The sequence below is a fragment of the Methylophilus sp. 42 genome (assembly GCF_000384155.1).
GTDB lineage: Bacteria > Pseudomonadota > Gammaproteobacteria > Burkholderiales > Methylophilaceae > Methylophilus.
This window is the reverse complement of sequence record NZ_KB913031.1, coordinates 1264259-1288664: the sequence shown is the minus strand read 5'-3', so window position 1 is coordinate 1288664 and position 24406 is coordinate 1264259. Positions and strand designations below refer to the sequence as shown.

Annotated in this window: 17 protein-coding genes; 11 read left to right on the top strand and 6 right to left on the bottom strand. The window is 50.7% G+C overall.

The window, feature by feature from the left end; translation table 11 throughout:
- The first annotated feature begins 44 nt into the window (after positions 1-44).
- The 4 genes from MET42_RS0106305 (at position 45) to MET42_RS0106290 (ending at position 5786) form a co-directional block, all read left to right on the top strand.
- Positions 45-293: a hypothetical protein gene (locus MET42_RS0106305; RefSeq protein ID WP_019881995.1), complete on the top strand. Its 249-nt coding sequence runs from the start codon at positions 45-47 to the stop codon at positions 291-293.
- 165 nt (positions 294-458) lie between these two features.
- Positions 459-2027, top strand: a complete 1569-nt coding sequence (locus MET42_RS0106300) for a diguanylate cyclase (protein ID WP_232411354.1) — start codon at positions 459-461, stop codon at positions 2025-2027.
- 196 nt (positions 2028-2223) lie between these two features.
- Positions 2224-3429 carry a cation:proton antiporter gene (locus MET42_RS0106295; protein WP_019881993.1) on the top strand — a complete coding sequence of 402 codons (1206 nt, stop codon included), beginning with the start codon at positions 2224-2226 and terminating at the stop codon, positions 3427-3429.
- An 80-nt stretch (positions 3430-3509) separates the two neighbouring features.
- Positions 3510-5786: an EAL domain-containing protein gene (locus tag MET42_RS0106290; protein ID WP_232411351.1), complete on the top strand. Its 2277-nt coding sequence runs from the start codon at positions 3510-3512 to the stop codon at positions 5784-5786.
- Between the two features lie 6 nt (positions 5787-5792).
- Here the strand turns inward: MET42_RS0106290 and MET42_RS0106285 are convergent, their stop codons facing one another.
- Positions 5793-6965 carry an MFS transporter gene (locus tag MET42_RS0106285; RefSeq protein WP_029512348.1) on the bottom strand — a complete coding sequence of 391 codons (1173 nt, stop codon included), beginning with the start codon at positions 6963-6965 and terminating at the stop codon, positions 5793-5795.
- Positions 6966-7071: 106 nt separating this feature from the next.
- Here MET42_RS0106285 and MET42_RS0106280 point away from each other — a divergent pair, with 106 nt between their 5' ends.
- The 7 genes from MET42_RS0106280 to MET42_RS0106250 all read left to right on the top strand — a co-directional run bounded on the left by MET42_RS0106280 (position 7072) and on the right by MET42_RS0106250 (position 14497).
- Positions 7072-7590, top strand: a complete 519-nt coding sequence (locus MET42_RS0106280; protein ID WP_019881990.1) for a MarR family winged helix-turn-helix transcriptional regulator — start codon at positions 7072-7074, stop codon at positions 7588-7590.
- A gap of 59 nt (positions 7591-7649) precedes the next feature.
- Positions 7650-7931, top strand: coding sequence for a type II toxin-antitoxin system RelE/ParE family toxin (locus MET42_RS0106275; RefSeq protein ID WP_019881989.1), 282 nt, complete (start codon positions 7650-7652; stop codon positions 7929-7931).
- Between the two features lie 23 nt (positions 7932-7954).
- Positions 7955-8254 carry a HigA family addiction module antitoxin gene (locus tag MET42_RS0106270; protein WP_019881988.1) on the top strand — a complete coding sequence of 100 codons (300 nt, stop codon included), beginning with the start codon at positions 7955-7957 and terminating at the stop codon, positions 8252-8254.
- Positions 8255-8382: 128 nt separating this feature from the next.
- Complete coding sequence (locus MET42_RS0106265; protein WP_019881987.1) at positions 8383-9825, top strand: P-loop ATPase, Sll1717 family; 1443 nt, start codon at positions 8383-8385, stop codon at positions 9823-9825.
- Positions 9826-10066: 241 nt separating this feature from the next.
- Positions 10067-11104, top strand: coding sequence for a GTP-binding protein (locus tag MET42_RS0106260; RefSeq protein WP_019881986.1), 1038 nt, complete (start codon positions 10067-10069; stop codon positions 11102-11104).
- 126 nt (positions 11105-11230) lie between these two features.
- Complete coding sequence (locus tag MET42_RS0106255; protein WP_019881985.1) at positions 11231-11758, top strand: TIGR00645 family protein; 528 nt, start codon at positions 11231-11233, stop codon at positions 11756-11758.
- A gap of 228 nt (positions 11759-11986) precedes the next feature.
- A complete protein-coding gene (locus MET42_RS0106250; protein WP_019881984.1) occupies positions 11987-14497 on the top strand; it encodes a methyl-accepting chemotaxis protein in 2511 nt (836 codons plus the stop codon).
- 78 nt (positions 14498-14575) lie between these two features.
- Here the strand turns inward: MET42_RS0106250 and MET42_RS0106245 are convergent, their stop codons facing one another.
- From MET42_RS0106245 to hrpA, 5 genes are all read right to left on the bottom strand, one after another.
- Positions 14576-16456 carry a potassium transporter Kup gene (locus MET42_RS0106245; protein WP_019881983.1) on the bottom strand — a complete coding sequence of 627 codons (1881 nt, stop codon included), beginning with the start codon at positions 16454-16456 and terminating at the stop codon, positions 14576-14578.
- 77 nt (positions 16457-16533) lie between these two features.
- Positions 16534-17208, bottom strand: coding sequence for a winged helix-turn-helix domain-containing protein (locus MET42_RS0106240; protein ID WP_019881982.1), 675 nt, complete (start codon positions 17206-17208; stop codon positions 16534-16536).
- Positions 17205-18653 (bottom strand): DUF4118 domain-containing protein, encoded by a 1449-nt coding sequence (locus MET42_RS0106235; RefSeq protein WP_232411349.1) that lies wholly within the window; start codon positions 18651-18653, stop codon positions 17205-17207. Before MET42_RS0106235 ends, MET42_RS0106240 begins: the two co-directional genes overlap by 4 nt.
- A 78-nt stretch (positions 18654-18731) precedes the next feature.
- Positions 18732-19640 (bottom strand): hypothetical protein, encoded by a 909-nt coding sequence (locus tag MET42_RS0106230; protein WP_019881980.1) that lies wholly within the window; start codon positions 19638-19640, stop codon positions 18732-18734.
- A gap of 35 nt (positions 19641-19675) precedes the next feature.
- Positions 19676-23686, bottom strand: coding sequence for an ATP-dependent RNA helicase HrpA (hrpA, locus tag MET42_RS0106225; RefSeq protein ID WP_019881979.1), 4011 nt, complete (start codon positions 23684-23686; stop codon positions 19676-19678).
- Positions 23687-24406 lie beyond the last annotated feature (720 nt).

Sequence of the window (24406 nt, the reverse complement as noted above, 5' to 3'; positions counted from 1 at the left end):
ACACACAATAATAGCCAACCACTCATCTTACAAAGGACACGACTATGTCATCATTCATTCGTTTATTACTGATCGCTACCTTGAGCAGCACCTTGCTGGTCGCTTGTGGTGAAAAAGAGCCACAGATTGAACAAGCGGTCGAATCTGCACAAGAGCATGCCGAAGCCGCTGCCAGCGAAGCCAAAGATGCTGCCGCTGATGCAGTGCAAGCCGCAAAAGAGGCCGCAGCAACCGCTGAGCAACAGGCAGCAGAAACCGCCGACGCCGCTAAAGCCGCGGTTGAAAACAAATAATTGTTTTCTTAGCACAAAAACCCGCATTTATGCGGGTTTTTTATCGGCTATTTTCTACACTTTATTAGTAATTCTTTGCCTTCTTTAATGCGTTATCCTAAGCGTTCCACGGAATGTTTCATGTAAACTGCGTCGAGATTCGACATTTTCACTGGATAATTAGGCTTGCAACGTTTCTTCTTCTGGATGCTGATCTCGTTATGGGTTGCACTGATGCCGCAGGCCTCAGCGACCCCGACTTTGCTCGGCACCACCTGCATGAACAGCAAGGGTGTGGTGATTGCCAGCATCCCGTTGCAAGGCGGCAAATTCGTCTGCCAGAGCGTACTCAAAATCTCGCATGCAGATCAGTATGTGATCGACTTCAAAAACACATCAACCATTGCGCATTTTCAGCACGAAATCACAGATAACAAGCAGCAAACCAGCATTATCAAAGGTGGCTTAAGCAGCCAGGAGAATGATCCATTGCTACTGAGGCACGGCCGTATTATCCACCTGGAGCCTGGCACTTATCGATTGGCCACCTGGTTGCAATCGCCCTACTACCTGGCGCAACCTGAGATTTTCGTCTCCGAGCTAAGCACCTACCAGCAGCAAACCAACCGCACCACGGCTGCCAGCTTGCTGTTACTGGGTGTCTTGTTCGGCATCTTCACCTATTACGCTGCCATTGGCATGACGCCTGGACACACCACCGAGCGTATGTATGCATTGTTTATTTTGGGCAACCTGATTTTCCAGAGCGCTGCGCTAGGGGTATTTAAACAACTCTTTGCATGGCACTGGTTTTACCTGACCAGCTTGCCCATTCTGCTCTCCAACCTGGCCTATATTAGCTTTGTCTGCCACTTGCTGGGCATCAACCCGTTACATCATGCCAAGCTCTATTACTTGTCTATGGTGGCACGCACGGTCCTGGTGGCATTGCTGGTGTTTGCCATGATCTTCCCCAACTGGATGCTGGAAATGGACAGATTTGGCGTCGCCGTTTTCCTGATGTTCGGCCTGGCCTGCGGCATCCGCCTCAGCCTGCAAAAGAATCGTATCGCCCAGCTTTACCTGTTTGCGATCTCGGTATTTGGTATCCTGGGCGGCTTATCTATCACGGCTGAGCGCTTGACCTCTAATGCCTGGACCATCGAGCAATTCGGTTTGATCGCGGTGGCGGTAGAGGCCATCTTGCTTTCGCTGCTGGTCGCCTATCAAATGAACCGCCTGCATAAAGAAAAAGAGCATATGCTGGTCGAGCTGCAAAGCACGCGTTCCATTGCCATGACAGACCGGCTGACCGGCGTGCCTAACCGCCATGCGCTCGAAAATCAAATGGTGCAGTTCCCCGAGCATGGTTGCATGATGTTTCTTGATATGGACAACCTGAAATACGTCAACGACCACTTTGGTCATGACGCAGGCGATCACCTGTTAAAAAGCTTCAGTCAGATTCTGTCCAAAAAACTGGATACCAGTGGCCAGCTTTACAGGCTGGGTGGCGATGAATTTGCCATTCTGTGTCATGAAGATGATGTAGAGTGGTGCCAGCACCAGCTGGAATATACGCATTTGCAGATGGAAAAAGAAGGCTCCGTCAGCACGGGTGCCAGTGTAGGCATCGTCTTTGCGCATGAGGCCAGTGAGACAGAAGAACTCATGCGCATTGCCGATAAACGCATGTATGCCAACAAACGCAGCCGTAAAAATCGCAAAGAAATGATGCAAGTGCTTGCCAATTAATGGCGGGCAGACGGCTCCCCCTGCTCACCACAACAGTACCAAGCTAATTTGCAAGCAAGCATGTCACTATTGGCACAAATGCATTACACTGCAAATAATCATACATACAAGAATGTATTTTTACTGTATGTTAAGTTTGACCGATAGATCCATCTGACGCAGGCAGCTGTCATGTGAAAAAAACCAAGAGAACATCATGCCGTTACTGACTACCTTGCTTATCCTCATCGTCACCGCCCGCCTGCTAGGCCAAGTATTCAGCCGTTTTAACCAACCCGCTATTATTGGTGAAATGCTGGCAGGGGTGATTTTAGGCCCCAGTATTTTCAACCTGATTTCACCGACGCCTGCGCTGTCGGGCATTTCAGAGTTCGCCGTATTTCTGATCGTATTGTCTGCCGGTCTGGAGATGAACTTCAAAGAGGTGATCGACTCCATGCGTGGCAAGGGCGTCGTCATCGCATTGCTGGGCTTTTTGTTACCGCTCACCGGCGGCATTCTGGTCGGCGTCGGTTTTGGCCTCGATGTCAGCCGGACGATTTTCCTTGGCCTGTGCGTCTCGATTACCGCATTGCCCGTCACCGTCAGCATCCTGCAAAGCTTTAAGCTGCTGGACTCTAACATTGCACGCTATTCAGTCGCGACTGCCATTTTTAACGATATCGCGGCCCTGCTGGTCTTGGGCGTGATTCTTAACCTGCCAGAACAAAAATCCTACCAGGCCGTCGGTAGCGCTATTTTTCATGCCAGCTGGAAACTGATTTTGCTGATTGTATTGATCGTCAGCGTTAGCCTGATCATTAAAAAAGTGATTGAAAAAGGCATCAGCATAGACCAGTGGTCAGAGAAACTGGTTGATTTGATTGGCAATGAAGCCCTGTTCGGCCTGCTACTGCTGCTGGTACTCATCTTTGGCTCAGTCAGCGCAGCACTTGGTTTTCATTTTGTCATCGGCGCATTTTTTGGCGCCTTGCTCATAGACCGCAAGTTTTTCCTGCCCTCACGCTACAAAGAACTCGAGCTCACCTTGAGTTCGATTACCGGCGGCTTTCTGGCACCGGTATTTTTTGCCTACCTCGGCTTGGAATTCAAAGTTCAAGTCATCGACTCCTTCTGGTTTGTTGCCGTGGTGCTGGTGGTGTCTATCCTGACCAAGATCCTCGCCGGGTGGGTGGGCGGACGGCTTATCGGTCTCTCCAAAAGTGATTCACTGGGCATAGGCTTTATTCTTAATGGTCGTGGCGTGATGGAGCTGGTGATTGCCAGCATTGCCTATGACCGCGGCTTTATTGGCCAGGACTTGTTCTCGGTACTGGTGCTGATGGGGGTAGTGACCACCATGATTACGCCACTGATGTTCCGCAAATGGGTGATGCCGCAGCTGGAAAAGCAGGCCAGCTAGTTTAAGGACTATTGACATCAATTGACAAAAGAGGAACACTGATTAGCAAACGAACCATTCTCTAAAAGACTGGACACCCCTTGAGCGCACACCCTACTGTTTCAGCGTCATCGGTTCTAACTCCCCCCCGCATAGACAGCGGGCCGCTGTCTATTGAAGAACAAAACCAGTTGCTCACCCTGCAACGTGCCATTCTGGAGTCAGTGGCGCGTGGTGCCGATCACATGGAAGTGATCAACCAGATCTGCCGCCTGGCAGAAAACCTGCTCACCAACGCCTTCAGTTCCGTCATGCTGATGGACGATAACAACGAATTGCTCAATGTCTATGCAGCGCCCAGCCTGACACCCGTACAAATCCAGAAAATCAATGGTTTGCGGCCCAGCCCGGGGGGCGGTTCCTGCGGCAATGTCATCTACCAGCAAAAAGTGCAATATGTCAGCAATACCTTTACTGACGAGCGCTGGCATGACATTCGCCATCTGGCCTATGAATTCAACGTCAAATCCTGCTGGTCTATCCCGATTTTTTCTGCCGAAAACAGGGTGATCGGCACCTTTGCCCTCTCCAGCTTTGAGCACCGCGAGTCCAGCCAGTTTCACCGCATGCTGCTTGAAATCGGCTCAGCCATTATCGGCATTGCGCTCAACCGCAATAAATACCAGGAAAGCCTGCGCCAGTTTGAAAAAGTGTTCGAAGGCAGCGAGCAAGGCATTATGGTGACCGATGTGCACCATGTGATTTTGTCTGTGAATCCGGCATTCACCAGGATGCAAGGCTTTACCATCGACGACATTAAAGGCAAAACGCCTAAAGTCCTCTCCTCTGGCCTGCACGATGCAGGCTTTTATCGCAACCTGTGGGAAAGTGTCACCAACTTTGGTCATTGGCGCGGCGAAATCTGGAACCGGCGCAAAAACGGCGAAGTGTTCCCCGAATGGCTATCTATCACTGAAGTCAAAAATACAGTCGGTGAAGTCACACACTATGTTGGCACCTTCAGTGATCTCAGTGACCTCAAGTCGGCGCAAAAAGAGATCCAGTACCTCTCCTCGCACGACGCCCTCACCGGACTGCCGGATATTACATTGTTTAGAGACCGGCTGGAAAACGCAGTCTCTATTGCCGCGGCGGCTAACAGCAAAATCGGCCTGCTTGCGCTCAACCTGGATAACTTCAAGTTCCTCAATGACTCATTGGGCTATGCCTCGGGCGACAAACTGCTGCGGCTATTTGCCGAGCGTCTCAAAGCCTGTTTGCGTGAAACAGACAGCATCTGCCGCCATGGCGGGGATGAGTTCATTATCCTGCTCAACAATATGCACGATGATGAATCCATCAGCTATATCGTCGATACCCTACTCAACGAAATCTCGTCGCCGTTCGCGTTTGCCGGTAACAATATTTCCACCTCCTGCTCAGTCGGCGTCGCCGTTTACCCCACCGATGGCAACGACTTTGAAAAACTGTTTGGCCGCGCCCGCAAAGCTATGTCGCAAGCCAAAGAAGAAGGCCGTAACACGGCCCGTTTCTTTACCGAAAAGCTCAACAACGATAGCCTGCACTATTTGAATATCGCCTATGGCCTGCGCGAAGCCCTGGCGCATCGCCAGTTTGAATTACATTACCAGCCGCAAATCAACCTTAGCAGCGCGCAAGTGATCGGCGCCGAAGCACTTATACGCTGGCATCATCCGCAAAATGGCCTGCAACCCCCGGCGCAATTTATCGCCATTGCCGAGCAAACCGGCCTTATTGTCGATATCGGCGAATGGGTGATAGAAGAAGCCTGCCGCCAGGCCATGGAATGGCAAAAAAATGACCTGCCGCCACTCAGGATTGCCGTCAACGTCTCTGCCGTGCAATTCCGTCGCGGCAATTTGGACAAGGTGATTATTAAAGCGCTCGAAAAAACCGGCCTTGAGCCGCGCCTGCTGGAGCTAGAGCTTACTGAATCCATCCTGCTCGAAGACATAGACCACCTGCTCGCCCAGCTCGACACCCTCAAACAACTAGGCGTCAAACTCGCCATCGATGACTTCGGCACCGGCTACTCCAGCCTCGCCTACCTCAAAAAGTTTAATATCGATCGCCTCAAAATTGACCAATCCTTTGTGCGCGATATCAACACTGATCCCAACGACGCTGCCATCGTCCGTGCCATTGTACAAATGGCGCATACTTTGAATCTGGATGTGATTGCCGAAGGCGTGGAAGACGAAGCCATGCTCAAGCATTTACGTGAATCCGGCTGCGATGAAGTGCAAGGGTATTTATTCTCGAAGCCGCTGCCTGCACAGGCATTTCAAGCATTTATACACAGCCTTCGGCAAGATATCAGAGCAACTCAAGCATAAGCACGATCAGCCAGAAAATGCCTTGCGATAACTTGCCGGTGAGAATCGTGCGGCAAGCAAGGTGATGAAAAAGACTGCCACCAAAACGCCTATCCATGCCCATGACAAGTGGGCAAACTCGCTCTTCACCCAACCCGCCAGGAACGGCATTAAACTGGCGATCATATAACCGCCACCTTGCACAAACGCCGCCAGGTCGCCAGAGAATCTGGGATCATCCAAATGGTCCATCGCCAAAATAAGTGACAATGGGAATAACGCCCCAACCCCCAGCCCTAGCAACACCATGGCCGCGAATGCAAGGCTGATGGGTGCCATAATCATCACTGCCAGCCCGGCCAGCGTGCAACCCAACGCGGTAAAGAGCAATGGGCGGCGATCATGAGATTTACTCACCATGGCTGAAACAATCACTCCTGCAATCACCTCGGTTAATGTCAAACCCGCCAATATATCTCCGGCTAACTGGCGGCTCTGGCCGAGCTCGACATAAAACGGCGGCAACCAGGCAAGAATCAGTGTATAGACGCCGGTGCCAATGCCGAAAAACAGCATTAGTGTCCAGGCTCTGCTATAGCGCCAAAACTGCATGGGCGCATGCTGCGTTTGAATGACTGCTGGCCGTTTACGCGGTGCCGTAGCGGTGATCCAGACAATCAATGCCAGCAATGCGGGCAAGGCCCACCAAGCCAATGTGTGCTGCCAACCCAGTGTTTCATTCAGCCGGGCGGCACTCGCCGCGGCCACAGCAGCGCCGCCCATAATGCCGGTGGTATACAAACCCATCATACGGCCCGTGGCTGCCCCAAAGTGTTCTTTGATCAAGCCGGGCAATAATGCCTGCACCAGCGCAACCCCCACCCCAACCACCGCAGCACTGGTTAACATCGCCAACGCAGAATCCCAATAACCGCGGGCAGCACAAGCCAGCATAATCAATATTACCCCCAAGGTAACACCGTTCACCTCACCCAGTTTTCGGCGCAAAGACTGCGACAACAATGCCCCCAAGCCCATCAAAAATACAGGCAATGTGGTCAGCAAACCCGCCCCTGTCGCATCCAGGCCAGTGCCTTGCTGAATTAAATCCAGCAACGGGCCAAGTGCCGCCATCGCCGGGCGTAAATTGACAGCGACTAACAGAATTGCAACCATCAACCACAAGCGCCCTGCTTTCATCACACGCGTCCCCCACAGTAGGTTAATATCACATATATCTTGAGTTCAAGATATATTCAGACTACGGTTAATTTATCTTGAAGTCAAGATAAATGCAGGAGCAAATATGAGCAAAAAAGAAGACGCTGTCGACCACATCATGAACCAATGGCGACGCGAACGCCCCGACCTCGACCCAAGCCCCATGGGCTTGATTGGCCGCCTCGCGCGCTGCGAAATGTTGCTCAGGCGCAAGCTAGACCAAACCTTTGAACACTTTGGCATGACTAGTTGGGAATTTGATGTACTCGCAACTTTAAGGCGCGCGGGCCACCCTTACAGCCTGGCCCCAACGGCCCTCTACTCATCCCTCATGGTTACCTCAGGCACGATGACGCATAGGTTACAACGGTTGGAAAAGGTGGGGCTGGTAGAGCGCGTCAAAAGCAGTGAAGACCTGCGCAGTATGCTCGTGCAACTCACAGAAGCTGGACTAAACTTGATCAATCAAGCCGTGGAAGCCCATATCGCCAATGAGCAAGCCATACTCGACTTATTGCCCACTGAATCGCGCAAACAGTTGGATAAGCATCTTGTGACGATGCTATCGGTACTCGAAACTTCAACTAATGAGCCCACAGCTTAAGCGCTATCGATTACAAATTGAGATCACTTTACAATACTATCGCCATACGATAGTATTTAATGATGATCGAATCCTTTAAAGATAACGACGTAGCCCTGTTATTTAATGGCACCCGTATTGCTAGATTTGTGAATATTGAAACAGTCGCCATGCGTAAACTGGCCATGCTCAATCGGGTATTACGTGTTGAAGAATTGCGAATACCCTCCAACAACCGTCTCGAAGCTTTAAAAGGTGACCGTAAAGGCCAATTCAGCATCAGAATCAATGACCAGTGGCGTATTTGTTTCAGATTCGAGAATGGGCAGGCGTTTGATGTTGAAATTGTGGATTACCACTAACCACCCCAACAAGGAGTAAACCTATGCGTGAAGTTGCATACCCTACCGCAGGTGAAATATTACTTGAGGAGTTTTTAAAGCCTCATGGCATTACCCAATACCGCCTGGCAAAAGAGATTGGCGTCTCGCAAGCACGCATCGCCGAAATTATTGCCGGTAAACGAGCAATTACCGTTGATACCGGCTTACGTTTATCCAAGTACTTTGGATTAAATGATGCATTTTGGACTGGCTTACAAATGGATTATGAAACTGCTACACAAAAGCAGCGGATGGCCGAGACGCTGACTAAAATAAAACCGTTAGAGCAGAAGGCAGCTTAGAAGGTTTTAATTTTTACTCTGACCCCAAAACATCTGTATTAATATTATTAAAGTATTTATAGCCACCCGTGTTACATCAATGGGCATTTGGCGCGATCAACTTTACCTAGGGTGAAAGGCTTATAAAAATGGAGTTTACAGAAGAAAATATAGCAACGGTCTTTGGCCACGAAGCTGCAGAAGATGAAGATATTGAAAGACTTAGAGGTTATTATTTAAAAGGAAATGTTTTTGAACAAGTAGCCAATGATCTTCCATTAAGAGTACTCGTTGGTCACAAGGGTATCGGTAAATCCGCTTTATTTCATGTTGCAATGTCTGAAGAGGCATTACGAGGAAAATTATCGATACTAATCAAACCTGACGATATTGTCGGAATAGGCGACTCAGAAACCGACATTCTCAAACTAATTAGAGAGTGGAAGTCAGGCATTACTGAAATCATCTCACGTAAAGCACTAATATCTTTTGGTTTAGGCTTTGATGGTATTCGCGGAAAGGTAAATGAATATGGTGGGAAAGTAATCGATTTCTTGCAGGCGACATTTAAAGCAAGCGATTACATAAACCTTCAAGAGTCCAAGCGTAAAATTATCGAAGACTTCCTCAAAACAGGAAAGATATATGTATATCTTGATGACTTAGATCGTGGCTGGCAAGGAAGGCCAAACGATATACGTAAAATTTCAGCCCTACTAAATGCTGTACGAGACATATCGGCAGAAAGTAAAGGAATCTCCTTTAGGGTTAGCTTAAGATCAGACGTTTATTATTTGGCACGAACATCTGATGAGTCAACAGATAAAATTGAAGGCTCCGTGATTTGGTTTTCATGGACAAACCATGAAATCCTCGCATTGCTAGTTAAAAGGGTTGATCAGTATTTCGGTAGAAAATTTGATACTGACGTTTTAATCAAACTTGACCAAGCTAAACTTGCTACACATCTCAATGATATTTTGGAGCCTTTTTTTAATGGCCGAGGTAATTGGGAGAATATTCCAACACATAGAATGTTGATGTCTCTAATAAGAAAAAGACCACGTGACCTTGTCAAGCTTTGCACCTTAGCTGCTCGCAATGCAAGATCATTTAAAACGGATAAAATTGGGACGAAATCTTTTGAAAGTGTTTTTGAAGAGTACTCCCAAGGTAGACTTCAAGATACGGTAAATGAATACCGATCAGAACTACCTGACATAGAAAGATTGTTGTTTGGTATGAAACCATCCAAAGAAGAAAGAAAAACTAAACTTGGATACGTCTACACTACTGAATCACTATTAAAGAAAATCAAAAACATTCAACAAGGTGGCACCTTTAAATTTGCAAATGGAAAAGCCGCTGATGAAAAAGATATTGCAGCATTTATGTACAAAATAAACTTTTTAACTGCAAGAAAGGATCAAGGTGAGGTAATTGATAGAAGATACTTTGAAGAAAGCAGATACCTCTCCCATAAGTTTGTGGACTTTGGGTTTGATTGGGAAATCCATCCCGCTTACAGATGGGCATTACAGCCAGACAATATAAGTGACATATTTTCGCAATTAAAACCTAGTGGAAATTAATGACTTAATTCTTACACCAGTTTATTGAGGTAGTTACTACCATACAACTTGTATGCTCCAGTTACTAGTTTGATCAATAGTGGTGAGCCAATCTGGGCTCGAAAAGCCTCAACTAATTGAGGCTTTTTATTTGCCTATCACTTGTGATTCAACACCGAATCGCCATATAAGTAGAAACACTTAGCATCCCTAACAATCATCCGCGTTAAAATACCGCCACACTCGTTTTATTAGAATTTATATGGATAAACGTATCCCCGTCACGCTGCTCACAGGTTTTTTGGGCAGTGGCAAAACCACCCTGCTTAATAAACTGCTGTATAACCCCGCGATGAAAGACACCGCCGTGATCATTAATGAGCTCGGCGAAGCAGGTTTGGACCAGATCTTTGCCAATAGCCAGATTTCGCAAACCATTGAGAGCGAGCATATTGCCGATAACACGGTATTGTTGAGTTCTGGCTGTTTGTGCTGCTCGCTCAAAAACGAGTTGGCCGATACCATGCGCGATTTGTTTTTTAAGCGCAGTTTGCAGGCGGTGCCGGAATTTAACCGTCTGGTGATTGAAACCACAGGCATGGCCGACCCTGGCCCGATTTTAGCTAACCTGATGAATGAGCCGGTGATTGAATCGGTGTATCGCCTAGATGCGGTGGTAGTGACGATTGATGCGGCTTACGGCTTGCATCAGATTGCAGAGCAGAAAGAAGCACTCAAGCAAGCTGCCGTCGCAGATGTATTGCTGATTACCAAGTCTGACACGGCGACGCCTGAGCAGATTAGCGCGTTGCAGGCCAAGCTGAGCGAGATTAACCCAAATGCAACGCAGCAGTTTGTGTTGCATGGTGAAATCGACCCGATGCAGATTATTGATGTCGGGTTGTTTGACTTCGCCAGCAAGCAGGCGAATCCGCAGCGCTGGTTGCGAGCGCCTGCCAGCGGCTTTAGTGCAGGCAAGAAAGGCACCTTACCCAAAGCGCCTGTGCATGATGATGTGAACACATTTACCGTCTACTTGCCCAAGCCGATGACGTGGTCTGACTTTAAAGGCGTGATTCTGAAACTGTGCCAGACGCACGGTGAAAAATTGCTGCGTTTAAAAGGCATTTTGCACGTGGAAGACGCTCCTGCGCCATTGGCAATACACGCCGTGCATTTCACGCCCTATCCGCCCACGCTGCTTGAAGGTTGGGATGAAGAAGAACCGATTAGCCGGATTGTGATTATTGGTAAGGGGATTGATGAAGAAGCCGTGCGCGAGATGCTGACACAATTCTAGTAAACATGAATCATCGTTGCGCTTGAAATGAACGCTGCAATCATGGCGGCGTCATAGTAGGTCAGCATACTGATGCTGGAAAATAGTGATATGTGCATTAGCGCAGTGTTTTAATTTGGAGTTTGTATGGGACGTTATTTAGAAAAGATTTTAGAAGGCTGGATTTTCCAGAGTCGCTGGTTGATGGCGCCTATGTATCTGGGCCTGGTGGGTGGCTTGTTTATTTTGCTGGTGAAATTTGGCCAGGAGTTCTTTCATATCGCCGTACACTTGGCTAGCTTCTCCGAACAGGAAACCGTGCTTTCCCTGCTGGCATTAGTAGATATCACCCTAGTGGGCAACTTGCTGATTATGGTGATTTTCAGCGGTTACGAAAACTTTGTCTCGCGCATTGATACTGCGGATAGCGAAGACCGCCCGGAGTGGATGGGTAAAGTGGATTACTCTGGCCTGAAACTGAAGTTGATCGGCTCTATCGTTGCGATTTCCGCCATCGACCTGCTGAAAGCCTTTGTGCACCAGAGCTCAGGCACCGCTTCGTTCAGCACCGAGCAAATGGCATGGCTGGTCGGCATCCACCTGACCTTTATCATCACCGGCGTGTTGTTTGCCTGGATGGATAGAATTGCCGGACATGGCAGTAGCGACCACTAATGCTATTTTTTATCGCAGAACCCGCCACTGGCGGGTTTTTTATTGCCTATTGCATTGGTTGATTACAACCAACTTCGCAATAAAAGGTAAATCTCGGCTGCTTATTCAAGAAATGGCCCTAAAACACTGTTTTCTTTCATCAATTATATTGCCGACAATCTTGATTTAATGCAGGAAGATAATTGTCACGATACCTATTTAATTGTTGCAGTACCCGGAGAAAAAACCATGCGCCTGGCCATACTGAATAAACTGAAGAGCACCTCATCGACCGAGCAACGACAGCCAACGAGTGACCTATGTGGGCAAATTGAAGCCATTAGCAAAGTCATGGGCGTGATTGAGTTTGACCTCAAAGGCAACATCACTGCCGTTAACGATAATTTTGCTGCCGCCACTGGCTACAGTAAACAAGAGATCATTGGCCAGCATCACAGTATGTTTGTCACCGCGGCGGATAAAAGTAGCCAGGAATACAAACAGTTCTGGGACAATTTAGGCCGTGGCGAACCGCATGAAGGCCAATATAAGCGCCTGGGTAAAGGCGGCAAAGAAGTCTGGTTACAAGCCAGCTATAACCCGATTTTTGATGCCGAAGGCAAGCCATTTAAAGTGGTCAAATATGCGACTGACATCACAGCTGACAAACGCAGAAATGCCAACTTTTCCGGGCAAATTGATGCCATTAGCAAAGTCATGGGCGTGATTGAATTTGACCTCACAGGCAAGATCACTGACGTGAATGACAACTTTGCCGCTGTGACTGGTTATAGCAAGCAGGAAATCATTGGTCAGCACCATAGTATGTTTATCGAAGCCGCTGACAAAAACAGCCAGTCATACAAACTGTTTTGGGAAAAGCTGGGCAGCGGTAAAGCCGACGAAGGCCAATATAAACGCATAGGCAAAGGCGGCAAGGAAATCTGGCTGCAAGCCAGCTATAACCCTATTTTTGATGCCGAAGGCAAGCCATTTAAAGTGGTGAAATATGCGACGGATATCACCGCCGAAAAACTGAGGAACGCAGATTTCGCCGGCCAGATCAGTGCTATCAGTAAAGTCATGGGCGTGATTGAGTTTGACCTCACAGGCAAGATCACTGCCGTGAACGATAACTTTGCTGCTGTCACCGGCTACAGTAAGCAGGAAATCATTGGCCAGCATCACCAGATGTTTGTTGAAGCGGCCTATAGAAATAGCCCTGAATACACGAAATTTTGGGACAAGCTCGGCCGCGGTGAAGCGGATGAAGGCCAATATAAACGTGTAGGCAAAGGCAGCAAGGAAATCTGGCTGCAAGCCAGTTATAACCCGATTTTTGATGCCGAAGGCAAGCCATTTAAAGTGGTGAAATATGCGACGGATATCACCGCCGAAAAACTGAGGAACGCAGATTTCGCCGGCCAGATCAGTGCTATCAGTAAAGTCATGGGCGTGATTGAGTTTGACCTCACAGGCAAGATCACTGCCGTGAACGATAACTTTGCTGCTGTCACCGGCTACAGTAAGCAGGAAATCATTGGCCAGCATCACCAGATGTTCGTTGAATCCGCTTATAAAAGCAGCCCGGAATATAAACAGTTTTGGGATCAACTGGGCCGCGGCGAAGCCGACGATGGCCAATATAAACGCGTAGGTAAAGGCGGCAGGGAAATCTGGCTGCAAGCCAGTTATAACCCGATTTTTAATGACGAAGGCAAACCATTCAAAGTGGTGAAATATGCCACCGACATTAGTGCCAAAGTGGCTGAAGCCCAGGCCATGTCACAAGCGGTACACGAAACCGCCGAAGTAGTCGCAGCGACCAAGGCACATGACCTGACCCAACGCATTGCGACCGAGAATAAGCAAGGCGAAATCAAGCTGCTGTGTGAAGGCGTCAACGAGATTGTCGACACCATGAGCAACATCTTGTCGACCATCAAGGCCGCTGGCGAAACCATTAACTCGGCTGCATCAGAAATCTCGCTTGGTAATAATGATTTGTCACAGCGCACCGAAGAGCAAGCCAGCTCGCTGGAAGAAACCGCCTCCAGCATGGAGGAAATTGCCACCAATGTGAAAAATAATGCCGAGAACGCCAAACTGGCGCATGGCATGACAGACCAGGCCAACGACATTGCCACCAAAGGCGGCGAAGTGTTTGGCAAAGTGGTGGCCACCATGACCGAAATCACTGAAAGCTCCTCGCGCATTGAAGAGATTATTTCGGTGATTGACGGCATTGCCTTCCAGACCAATATTCTGGCGTTGAATGCCGCCGTAGAAGCTGCCCGCGCGGGTGAGCAAGGCCGTGGCTTTGCGGTGGTGGCCAGCGAGGTGCGCAACCTGGCACAGCGCTCTGCCAGCGCCGCCAAGGAAATCAAGGTATTGATTAATGACTCGGCCGAAAAAGTCGCCAACGGTTCACAGTACGTAGAACAGGCAAGTGGCACGATGGAAGAACTTGTCAGCGTTATCAGCAAGTTTTCACAGCTGATCGGAGAAATTACCGTCGCATCCGTTGAACAAAGCAGTGGTATCGAGCAGATCAACCTGGCGGTGTCGCAAATGGATGAAGTCACCCAGCAAAATGCGGCACTGGTGGAAGAAGCGGCTGCCGCGGCCATGTCTCTAGTGACACAGGCTGAGAAGCTGCAAGACACCGTCAACCAATACCAGTTACTGGAGACTGAGACTATCAGCCGGGCACCGCAACAGCGCGTCAGCCTGGGTAGAACCGGCACGGATAATTACTAAACGCAGCCTGTTAATAAAAAACCCGCCAACTGGCGGGTTTTCTTTTGATGCTTAAACGCACGCCATTGATATGTGTATTTATATCTGTACGCGGCTACCCAATTCAATGACACTATTGGCCGGGATATTAAAATACTCGACTGCGCTGCTGGCATTGCGTGACATTACGGAAAACAGTTGGTCACGCCAGCGTGGCATGGCACCACCCACGTCTGGCACGATGATATCGCGGCTCAGGAAGTAGGAGTTGGTAAACGGATCCAGTGTTTGCCCATCCAAATCCAGTTGCAATAAGGCTTGCGGAATATCGGCATGCTGCATAAAACCGTAGCGCAATTGCACTTGCCAGAAGCCATCGGCCAGGCGCTTGGTGGTGATGCGCTCAGCGGTATTCATAAATGGCACGTCTTCAAATGACACATTCACAAACAAATTACGCTGATGCAGCACCTGGTTATGCTTGAGGTTATGCATTAAAGCCTGTGGCACTGTGTCGAGGTTAGACACCATATATACCGCCGTTCTCTGTACCTGCGGCAGTGTGCTGCTGGCGAGCGTAGCGAGCAACGGCTCCAGTTTGGGATCTGTCTCAGCCATGCTATTCAGCAGTGTATAGCGGCCTTTTTTCCAGGTGGTCATCAGCACAATCAACAGTATGCTCAACGCAATCGGGAACCAGCCACCCTGCAAAAACTTCATGGAGGCTGAGCTAAACAATACGGCATCCACCACGCCCAAGGCACCGGTCAATAGCCAAGCCAACCAGGCCGGAAACTGCCAGCGATGACGCATGACAACAAACAGTAAAATAGTAGTAATGAACATGGTGCCGGTAACAGCGATACCATAGGCAGACGCCAGCGCCGACGAGCTTTGGAACGCCAGACAGACGATGATGACGGCCAGCAACAATGCCCAGTTCACTGCGGGAATATAAATCTGCCCGGATTCACTGGCAGAGGTATGGATAATGCGCATCCGTGGTAAAAAGCCTAATTGAATCGCCTGACGTGTCATGGAGAATGCGCCGGAAATTACCGCTTGCGAAGCAATAATGGTCGCCAGTGTGGCCAGAATCACGGCTGGAATCAGCAATGGTTGTGGAAACGATAAATAGAACGGATTGCTGACCGCATCAGGATGTTGCAACAATAATGCGCCCTGCCCCAGGTAATTTAACGCCAAACAGGGGAACACCAGCCCCAGCCAGGCCAGTTGTATCGCGCGGCGGCCAAAGTGGCCCATATCGGCATACAGCGCCTCCGCGCCGGTCACCGCCAGCAATATTGCACCGATGGCGATAAATACACCGGCACCACGCGCTTGCAAGAACTGCCAGGCATACTGCGGATGCAGTGCCTGCAACACTTGTGGTGCTTGTGCGATTTGCCACACGCCTATCGCCGCCAGCGCCAGAAACCAGACGATCACAATCGGGCCAAAAAACCGGCCAACAGCATGTGTGCCATGCCGCTGAAACCAGAACAGGCCGATAAGTATGCCTATCGTAATCGGCAGAATCTGCGCAGCCAGTGTGGGAGACGCGACTTGCAGGCCTTCGACCGCAGACAGTACGGAAATGGCCGGCGTGAGCACGCTGTCACCATAAAACAAGGCGGCGCCGAGCACGCCCAGTAATAGCAAACCACCGGTGCGCTTATCTTGCGGCCGCAAACTGGACACCGCCAGTGACAGCAAGGCCATCACACCACCCTCGCCTTTGTTGTGCGCGCGTAACACCAGCAGCACATATTTAAAGGTCACCACGAACATCAGCAACCAGAAAATAGACGAGATCGCGCCCAGAATATTGGCCTGGGTGAGCGGCACGCCAGTGCTCTCGCTAAAAATGACTTGTACGGTATAGAGCGGGCTGGTGCCGATATCGCCGTAGACGACGCCTATCGCCCCCAGCGCCAGCGCAGCCAAACTGCTTTTTTGTATGGAAAGATTGTCCATCACATCCCCTTGTGGTTGATTGATGGAGGCAGTGTGAGGCTAACGGTATATCAATCGCATAAACAAGAGCGGCTGATTCAGGCGAGTCGATAGCCGATGCCGAGCTCAGTCAGAACGGTTTGCGGTGCAGAGGGATGGTCTTCGAGTTTGGCGCGTAAACGGCCAATATGGATACGCAGGTAATGCGTGTCATCGATATAATCCGGCCCCCACACCTGCGCCAATAGCTGGCTATGCGTAAAAATGGTGCCGGGTTTGCTGGCCAGCAACATCAGCAAGGCATGCTCAATCGGGCTCAAATGCAACTGCTCGCCATGTTTGGTCACCAGGCCGCTGGCACGGTTAATCACTAATGACTGATGTTGATAAACGTGATCACGCATCTGCATGATGGCTGTGCGCCGCAGCGCCACCTGTATCCTCGCCAGCAACTCCTGTAAACCAAATGGCTTCATCAGGTAATCATCTGCACCCAGGTTCAGGCAATGTACTTTATCCAGTTCATCCTGGCGGGCAGACAGTACCAGGATCGGCACATCCGAATAAGCACGCAGCTGCGGAATAAACTGCTCGCCCTGCCCGTCTGGCAAACCCAGGTCGAGAATGACCATGGCAAAGCCGCTGGCCTCACGCGCCTGTGCCAGGTCACGCACATGTTGCACGCGATAGCCGTGCGCAGACAATGCAGGTAGCAGAAACTGGTACACGCCCGGGTCGTCTTCCACCAATAATAACGTTGCCTGCTGGCTCATGTGTCGGCCTTGATTAAGTCTGCCGCGTATACAAACGGGAACAACAGGCGCACCTCCGTGCGATGGTCAGCACTGGTGCCCAGCTGCACTTGCCCGCCATGTAGTTGCATCACGGTATCCACAATCGATAAACCCAGCCCAAAGCCACGCACACCTGCCATCGCCGGTGTGTGTGTGTCAAAAGCGGAGATCACAAAACCTGGTGGAAAACCCGGCCCCTGATTGAGTACTGACAAAATCAGCGACGAGGATTCTATGTGCATGGCGACTTCAATGGCGCTATCCGCCTCTCGCCACTGCAAGGCGTTATCGATCAGGTTGGCCAGCGCATGCGCCACCAATACCGCATCTGCTTTAAACAGTATTTCTTGCTGCGAATCGGCCTCAGGCAATGTCACTTGCAACAACACCGCAGGCGTACGTTGCAAATAGCGCTGCACGACGTGCTGAATAATTTCCTGAGGCGATGCCCAGTCCAGATGCAAGCTGCTGCTACCTGCATCCAGTTTCACCAGTGTCAGGATGTTCTCGGTAGCCTGCGTTAAATAGCTGGCTTCAGCCTGTATGCTATGTAATAACTGCGCAGACTGCGCTGGCGCCAATACAATCTGGTGATCGGCCAACACATTGACGGCACCGAGGATGGCGGTCAGCGGTGTACGCATATCATGCGACAAGGCGGTTAGCAGCGTCTTTTTGAAATTGGCCTCACTGGCATCGCGCGCGGCTTGCGCCAGGGCCATTTGTTGGCGTAACTTCATCGTCGCTTGTGCACATTGGTGGGTCAGCAAGCGTAAAAAATGCAGGTCAGGTGATGCATGGCTTGCCACCACCAGCACTTCGCGTTGCGGAACGCCGAACGGCAACAGGCAGACGCCCAGATTTGGCCAGTCTGCGGTGCCCACACCAATCGCGCGCTGGTAATCCAAGGCCCATTGCACACTTGAGGCTTCAAGGGTCACCGGTGCACCCGCCAAATATGTTAATGCATTGGCATCCGACAACTGCACCACGCTAACCTGCCAGGCAAACACGTCTTGGACATGCTGGCAGGCGGCTTGCAACAAGCCCTCAACACTGGACTGCATGGCCAGCAACTCGGCCAATGACTGGAAAAACCGCGACTGCAAGGCCGCCTGTTGCGCCTGTTGCCTTTGCTGCTTGAGTTGCTGCATGGCGCGACTCACCATCAGCGCCAGCGCCGCAAATACCGACAACATCAGCCAGGATTGCAGGCTGGCGATACCAAAGGTGTAACGCGGCTCGATAAAAAGGTAATTGATCAGCAGTACGGCGATGACCGCCGTCAGCAAAGCATGAAAAAAGTGTAGAAAATAAGCCGCCCACAACACGCACAACAGATACAGCAGCGTGATCACTGCCACTCCTAATGCGGAGAAATAATACAAGCCTATGCCTGAGACCAGCGCCAACCCTGTAACCAAGGCGGCATAGCTTTGCCAGTATGTCGATTTCGATAAAACAGGATGATCGAAGTTGCCTGGCATGATCACTGAGAATGACTAGCGCCCGTAAATATCCAGGTTTTTATAATTGGGCCCGAAGAATTCCTTCATCATAAAATCTTCGAGGAAAGCATTATCCGCTGGCCTTGCCGACAGTGAGATCGTGCGCCCCAAGCGGTTGGATATCCAGTCAAAATCACCATTGTAGTGCTCACGGATAATCGCAATCATGCGCCGCATCATGACCAGCCGGATATCTTCACCATTGCGCGCCTCGACTTCGTAATACTGTGTATTGGCCGAGGTGTAATCGTTGACCCAGCCTTTAAAGCTGAAGGTCGCGTTATACGGATCCATACGCCGGATCTGGAATAAACCATTGGTGCCGAACTTAAGGTTATTCATGATGTTTTTGGTACGGCGCTCATCTTCTGAGGGCCCACGCTCGGCAGCCGCAGCGGCATCATTGATCTGTTTGGCGGCCATTTCATCTGAATTACGGTCCGACTGCCTGCGTTTGATCATACTCGAGAAGTCCTCCACCGGCGGCGGTGGCACAGGCGGTGTTGGCTCAGGCCGGTTCTGCGGCCTGGGCTCAGGCAATTTGAACGGGCTATCTGGCCGTTGTGATTGAATGACCTTTTTCGGTAATTTTGGCTCAGCCTTGGGCTGTGGTTTCGGTTTGGGCTGCGGCGGCGGCTCCGGCGGCATTTCTGGCGGCGGCGACACTTTAGGTGTTTTAGGCGCAGGCACTCCAAGATCCAGCACAATATTCAAAGGCTCTTGCGCAGGCTCTTCAAGTGGGTTGAGCAAGTCGAGTAAAAATCCCCAGAACAAAATCGCGTGAAATACCAGCGACAACAAGAACGCCCACATCAGGCGTGCCGGGATACGCAACACGCGATCGCGTTGTTTCGGCTTTAGCCAGTTTGGCGTACTAAAGGGTTCAAAAGGAGAAGGCTGCATCAACTGAATGAATTAAAAATAGCGGACGTCACGCATCACGATTGTATTTCGAGCCAGAGTTTTTCAAGACGTTTGATTGAGACAGGATAAGGTGTCCTTAATTCCTGCGCAAATAATGATACACGCAACTCTTGCAACTGCCACGTAAAGTCTTGTAACTGGCTTGTTACAGGCAAATGCGCCTTGCGTAACTGCTCAACTTTCTGCTGCCAGCGCTGCTCCAGTTGGAGCAATGCCTGCGCATGCCGCCCATCACGTTCGATACTGGTTGGGTATTTATCCACACGCATTTTAATCGCCTTGAGGTAACGCGGCAGATGCGGCAATTGCTCCCACGGCGTCTGGCTGAAAAAGCCATGGTAAAGCATGCCTTGCAACTGCTGCTCGCACTCACGTTTGATTTTTTGCGTGACCGGCGTCATTTTCTGCAGCAGCACCGCCAATACCTGGTATTCATTAGCGATCAGTTGTGCCTGCCGGGTGAGCGCCTCTGTCACGGCTGGCAGGCGCGTGCGTGCACGCGCTTTCAACTGCATAAACGCGGCATTGGTACGCGGCAACTCATCCTCGGCAATAAAGGCACGGTCGGCAATCGCTTGCAGCATATCTTCGCGCAGTTGATCCGGGTTCATCACCGCGCGCAACAACAAGGCATAGTGGTTAAAGCCCGGCAGGCCTTTTTCCAATTGCTTGATTTGCTCTTTCAGCTCAAAACGCATCAGGCGACACACGCCTTTGCGGTGCGAAACCGCTGCCGCTTCCGGTGTATCAAATAGCTTGATGGCGACGCTATCGCTATTGTCTTCAAGACCCGGATAACCCGTCAATTGGCGGCCATCTTTGCTAAAGGTAAGCGTTTGCGGCAAATCGCCAAAATCCCATTGCTTGAGGCCGGACTTTTCAATCCCCGGTGAACCGGTTCTGAATGTCAGCTGCGCTGCCGAACCCAGTTGCTTTTTAAGCAGATGCCAGTCACGGCCCATGCCCAGTTCGCGGCCTTTTTCATCCACCACGCTGAAATTCATCAGGTGATGTGCGTCCAGGCCAGCCAGGTCAAACTCCTCTGGCTTCAATTTGAGCCCAACCTTGTGCTGGATAAACTCCGCCAGGGCTGGCAACAAAGGCGCAGTAGCAGTTTTGGCTTCGAGAAAACCGGTCACAAAATCCGGCACTGGCACACAGACGCGACGCAGGGTCTTGGGCAAGGCTTTAATCAGCGCGGTGACCTTGTCGCGCACCATGCCTGGCACCAGCCATTCGGTCACTGTGGCGTCCAGCTGGTTTAGCAAGGCCAGGGGGATCGTCGCTGTCACGCCATCCAGTACATGCCCGGGTTCAAAACGGTATTTAAGCGGCACCGTTTCACCGTCTATCACCATCTGCTCCGGGAACTGCACCTCGGTAATCGCGCTGGCACCATGGCGCATAAGTGACTCACGCGTCAGGTGCAGCACTTTGGGATTCACTTTCTCCGCATCCTGGCGCCATTTTTCAAACGCGGCACCGTTATAAATGCGATAAGGCTCTTGATGACCAGGCTCCGTAATCTGTGGCACAACCTTGTCGTAGAACACAAATAACTGGTATTCATCCACCAACACATCCTGGCGGCGCGCCTTGTGCTCCAGTGCTTCAACTTCAGCGATTAAGCGGCGATTAGCCTCAAAAAATGGCGCTCGCGTGTCGAATTCCATATTTGCCAGGGCTTCACGGATAAAAATCTCACGCGACTCCGTCGGGTTAATTGGCCCGTAATGCACACGCCGCTTGGGCACTATGGTCAGGCCGTACAAGCTCACGCGCTCCCAGGCCACCACTTGCGCGGTTTTTCTATCCCAGCGCGGGTCGGTATAGTCACTTTGCGTCAGGTCACGGCTGCCACCTTCATTGGCAATCGGTTCTATCCAGTCCGGATCAATTTTTGCGACAACGCGCGCATATAGCTTGGTCGTGTCTACCAGTTCAGCAGCAATCACCCATTTCGGCCGATTTTTCTTCAGTGCCGAGCCCGGTGCAATGGTAAAGCGGATACCACGCGCGCCGGCATAGGTCTCGCTGTCACCATCCTTAAAGCCAATATTCCCCAGCAAACCGGATAGCAATGCGCGATGTACCTGCTCATAACTGGCTTCCTTATCGCTGCGCTTGAAGTCCATCTCCTCCACCATCTCCAGCAGTTGCTGATGCAACTCACGCCACTCTTTCAAGCGCAAGAAAGACAGGAAGTTTTGGTGACACTGGTTAAGCAAGTCGCGATTGGACTTTTTAGTCTTTAATGCCTGCTCATACCAGTCCCACAACTTGAGATAGCTCATAAAATCGGAATCATCCGCTTTGAACTTGGCATGTGCGCTATCTGCCGCTTCGCGCTTGTCCATGGGGCGCTCGCGTGGATCCTGCATGCTCAAGACACTGGCAATAATCAGGATTTCGCGCAAACAGCTTTCTTTTTTCGCGGCCAGAATCATACGTGCCACACGCGGGTCCAGTGGCAAGCGCGCCATCTGGCGGCCTAGCTCAGTGATTTCTCGTCGCTCGGTGACCGCGCCCAGCTCTTGCAACAACTGATAACCATCGCTGATCAGCCGTGACGAAGGCGCTTCAATAAACGGGAACTCGCCAACATCACCCAGGCGTAAATCGGCCATACGCAAAATCACGCTGGCCAGTGAACTACGCAGGATTTCAGGGTCAGTAAAGGCCGGACGCTGGTTAAAATCTTCTTCGGAATACAAGCGTACACAGATACCGTTAGACACGCGGCCACAACGCCCTGCCCGCTGCTTGGCGGCCGCTTGCGAGATTTTCTCTATCTGTAATTGCTCCACCTTGGCACGTGGGCTGTAGCGGTTAACCCGCGCCAAGCCGGCATCAATCACATATTTAATGCCAGGCACCGTCAATGAAGTCTCTGCGACGTTGGTCGCCAGCACAATGCGGCGTTGGCCGCCCGGGCGGAAGATTTTTTGCTGGTCTTCAATGCTCAGTCGCGCAAACAGCGGCAGTATCTCTATCGATTTGAGTTTGGGCGAGCGGCCCTGGTATTTACGCAAATGATCTGCCGTATCGCGAATTTCGCGCTCACCCGGCAAAAACACCAGAATATCGCCATCGCCTAAACGCAGCAAATCCTCAGCCGTATCGAGGATGGCATCCTCCATCACCTCTTCTTCGTCATCCTCTTCCAGCCAACGCGTCTCGGTACGCGGTGGCTTGCGCTTAATGCCCATGAGGTCCTGCGCAAAACGGTCAATATCATCCAGACCATCATCCACCGGCACCTCAACCGCCACCATGGTGGTTTTATTACCCAGCGGGCGGTAACGAATCTCAACCGGATAAGTACGGCCACTGACCTCAATCACGGGTGCGCCGTTAAAGTGATTGGAGAAGCGATTAGCATCAATCGTCGCTGACGTGACAATGATTTTTAAATCTGGCCGTTTAGGCAACAACTGTTTGAGGTAGCCCAACAGGAAATCAATATTCAGGCTGCGCTCGTGCGCCTCATCGATAATGATGGTGTCATAACCGTTAAGGAATTTATCGCTCTGCGTCTCCGCCAGCAAAATCCCGTCGGTCATTAATTTGACATAACTGCGCTCCGACAATTTGTCATTAAAACGCACCTTGTAACCCACCACCTCACCCAGCGGGCTCTGCAGCTCCTGCGCAATCCGTGAAGCCACCGAACGCGCCGCAATTCGGCGCGGCTGGGTGTGGCCAATCAGGCCTGCAACCCCGCGCCCCAGCTCCAGGCAAATTTTGGGCAACTGCGTGGTTTTACCAGAACCCGTTTCACCGCAAACAATCACCACCTGATGCTTGGCAATTGCTGCTGCAATCTCGTCTTTTTTGCCACTAACGGGCAACTCTTCGGGATATTCCGGCTTGGGTAATGCGGCTAATCTGGCTTGCAAACGCTGCTGGGATGCTTGGACTTTATGGGCAATATCAACCAGCGCTTTATCAACCGGTTTATTTTGTTTCAAAGCATCGCGTAACTGCTGCAAACGGCGTTTAAGCGGAAAGCGATCTGCCAGCATGCACTGGGCAAGTTGTTTTTCGAGCTGGGCGATGAGTTGTACAAGAGAGGCGGCAGTCATAGGGAGGAGATTTTAACATGGCAGGCGAAATGACATGCATTCTCGCAGCTTACATATAGCTTAAGTTTGTCTTGCTTGATACGTTGTTTTTCGCCTTGTTGGCGAGTCACTTTCTGGTGCTTGTCCCCCAGAAAGTAACCAAAGAGGAAGACACCCAGCCATCACGGCCTGCGGCTTCCTTGCGTTGCTCAAATTAGGACTTTCGTCCGTTGCTTTGCCGGACTTAAGCATAAGCCGGTCACGAAACTCATCCTAGCGGGCTGCACACGACGCAGCCCACCGCGGGATTCGGACAGTCGCTCCCTCTACTCTTATTTTGTCTCCGCTACTCAGCGTGATGGGATGGGGATTTATCTCGCCAAACAACCATTAGTGAAGATTTAACGGAAGCATAATTCTTCTGGTTTATTGATAACAACTACTAACGTTGGCGCTCGCTTGGTTTTCGGGGTCCCCATCTGCCGCGCCGAGCAACGCAGGATTGGCGGGAGTAGTCGGCAAGCAACTGTTTGAGCTCCAAAGGAGCGAGTTTTTGATTGCCGCCCGACAATTCGAGTAGCACAGGAAACAAGCGGAAGTTGGGGTGTCTTGTTCTTTGCCTTCTTTCTTATGGAGAAGCATAAGAAAGAATGGTCGCCGGAAAGGCGAAATAGATCGATC